This window comes from Blautia sp. HCP3S3_D9 (assembly GCF_052063845.1).
Classification (GTDB): domain Bacteria; phylum Bacillota; class Clostridia; order Lachnospirales; family Lachnospiraceae; genus Blautia_A.
Window position 1 is genome coordinate 1 of sequence record NZ_JBQHWS010000224.1, and the last position, 3,092, is coordinate 3,092.

The 3,092-nt window shown below is 31.1% G+C and carries 3 protein-coding genes; all 3 read left to right on the forward strand.

The features are described from left to right. Positions 1–120: 120 nt before the first annotated feature. The gene (locus ACTNES_RS20235) at positions 121–474 is read left to right on the forward strand and encodes a lanthionine synthetase LanC family protein (protein ID WP_320813852.1); all 354 of its coding nucleotides are present in this window, start codon (positions 121–123) and stop codon (positions 472–474) included. An 18-nt stretch (positions 475–492) separates the two neighbouring features. Further along, complete coding sequence (locus tag ACTNES_RS20240) at positions 493–1,209, forward strand: flavodoxin family protein (protein WP_320813853.1); 717 nt, start codon at positions 493–495, stop codon at positions 1,207–1,209. A 13-nt stretch (positions 1,210–1,222) separates the two neighbouring features. Then, a partial coding sequence (locus ACTNES_RS20245; RefSeq protein WP_441040512.1) for a peptidase domain-containing ABC transporter occupies positions 1,223–3,092 on the forward strand: 1,870 nt, incomplete at its 3' end.

Here is a 3,092-nt window from a genome sequence, read left to right on the forward strand (position 1 = left end):
AAAACAGAAGTAAACTGCTCCAACTTTATCAGGAGTGCCTAAACAGTTCCTGATCAAAGTATCGCACAAAATCAGGAGGATGAATAGCCGGGGTGGTTATTCATCGCTTACGGTCTAGCATTGGGATTATTACAAATTCAAAATATTGTAGAATCTGGTTATAAAGATAATCTTGTACAAGAAATGATCGGGGAAGTGCATAAAGAAATTTGTAATAGTATTTATATGAAAAATGATTGCATTTGCCATGGGAACTTATCTGTTGGAGAATATTTCATTTTTAGATACCAGATGTTTAAAAGTGAAAAAGATCTAAGAATCGCTGCTAAAATAATAAATATGGTAAAGAATCGGCAAATCTTTAGAAGCTTGCCAGAGATCCCGGCGTTTGGCATATTTACGGGTGAAGGTGGCTTGGCTTATGAGATACTTCGATTAGAAAAATGTGAAGAAGTACCAACATTACTTTGCTAAGAATGAGAGGGACCGAATATGAAGAAATTATTAGTTATTAATGGTTCTAGAAATTATAATTCTAAGGGATATAAGATAATTAGTAAAATCCAAAAAGAATTGGATGCGTGCTACTTTGAAACGACATTGCTTGATCCAAATAAACTAGAACTGGAATTTTGCCGAGGGTGTAAAAAGTGCTTTGATACAGGAAAGTGTCCTTTGGACGTTAAAGATTCTGGTAAATTATTAAAAGACTCGATGTTAGAAGCAGATGTTATAATTTTACTATCACCGGTTTATGCACATAATGTGTCAGGTGATATTAAAAATATAATTGATAGATTATCTTATTGGTTACATTTGTTTCCGTTATTGGGAAAGCCCGGAATAATTATAACAACAACGGATACTAATGGGCACATACCTGTTGAAGATTATTTGGAACACACAATATGTCTTTGGGGAATAGATATTATATATAAGGAAAATTTTTATAATACATATAACCTAAAAGATATTGAAATGCGAATAAATAAAATTGTAGAAGTAATAAAACAAATTAATTTTTCTAAAACGCCCAGATTTACTTCGTATCAAGAAGCTGCATTTCAGAATTATAAATTTGCGTTTTCGTTAAATAAGGAAACCGAAGAATACAAATACTGGGAAGAAAATGGTTTGTTTTGTGCCGATTCGCTAGAGGAATTGTACATAATAAAATCAAGAAATAGAGAAGCCGAGGGTATAGTGTAGTATGAAGAAACAAATGAAATTAGTGGAGCAAACAGAGCATAGTGAGTGTGGTCTGGCGTGTGCGGCTATGATTTTGAATTATGAAGGAGTAAGCATATCACTAAATGAGATGAGAGATATGTTTGGTGTTCCGAGAGGTGGTATGAGTTTAAACCACCTCGTTCGGCTCATGAATAATTATGGAATTAATTGCAAAGCATATGAGATATTAGATGTAGATTCTTTATATACTATTAATGCACCATTCATTTGTCTGTGGGAAAAAAATCATTATGTTACAGTGAAGAGTGTAGGAAGAAATAAAGTGATGATATTTGATCCGGCAGTTGGAAAACGAAAGATATCTTTTGCTGAATTTCGTCAAAGTTTTGGTGGCTATATTTTAGTGGTTGATAAAGTTGAATTTTTGTACAAGTGCAACAAGCCTAGAAATATTCTACTGGATAAAATAAAGTGTTTTACTTTGAATAAGAAAATAAAATTTTTCTTTTTATTTTTAGTAATGATACTTATACAGATGAATAATTTGGTTATGCCTATATTAATGCAGCAATTTATAGATGGCGGAGATCGATTAAGTGTATTTTCAAACATAGTTGTAGCTTCTGTTTTTTTAATCTTGATTTTTGTATGTACTTATATTATAGAGAGCTTACGAGGAAATTTAATCAATGAAATGCAGTTTCAATTTAATAGAGAGTTGACGTATATATTTATAGAAAAAATCGTAGGACTGGATTTTAAGCATTTTATTAATAGATCTTCTGGAGATTGGATTTATAGGGCTAGGTTGGTTGAATACATTCAACAATTGCTTTCTCCCTCATTATTATTTTACATAGTTGATATGTTGTTTGCTGTCATATATTTTTGCCTTATGCTGCATTACAATGTCTTATTGACTTTAGTTGTAGTTGCTATTTCAATATTTTTTGTATGTGTATCAACATTAAATACGAAAATATTGTTTAATATGAATGCAAAAGAACTTATTTTACAAAGTAAATTGCAAAATGTAGTTGTGGAATTTTTTGAAGGAATTGAAACTATTAAGTCACTAAAAATGGAGGAGAGATTTGGGGAAAAGTGGAAAGATACGTTTTTTGAGCAGCAAAATGTTAGCTATAAAAAGAATAAAATAAGTATTCTTTTTAATGGTATTACTTCGGGAGGAATTATTGTATATCCATTGGTTATTGCTTTATTAGGATATAATATGGTTAATTGCGACTTAATATCGGCAGGAACGGTAGTGGCTTTTTTGAGCTTAGCTCAATTATTTTTGCAACCTTTATTAAATATACTTTCTACCATAGTTCAATATGTAATGATCAAAATTTATTTAGAAAGAATAAATGAAATTCTCGCCATAGATAATAGTGAAAAATGTGGTGAGAAAAATATAGGAAACGACATACAGGGAATAGCGGTAGAAAATGTTTTTTTTAGATATTCTGCGTTTGAACCCGATATTTTGAAAGGGGTTTGTATTGATTTAAAAGCAAAACAGAAAATAGCGATTGTAGGGTTAAACGGATCGGGAAAGAGTACATTATTAAAATGTATAGGAGGCTTGCTGTATCCGACTCAAGGAAAAATATCAATAAATGATGTTAGTATAAATGAAATTGCCTCAAATGATCTAAGAAGTAAAATTAGCTATATAAATCAAGAGCCAGTAATTTTTAACGCATCTTTACGCGAGAATACATCAGTTTACAACTTTATAAATGATAGACTTGTTGATGAATCAGCTGTTTTAAGGCCTTTGTCATGGCATTTGATTTTATATGTGTTTCGATATTTTTCACGAAAGTGGCAAAAAATATCTGACTGCGAATGCCCTGACTTAATTCAAAACGAAACTCCTGTACGCTTTTTGT

Excerpts from the sequence above, each read along its gene's own strand:
- ACTNES_RS20240 (WP_320813853.1), top strand. The coding sequence starts at position 493 with ATGAAGAAATTATTAGTTATTAATGGTTCTAGAAATTATAATTCTAAG.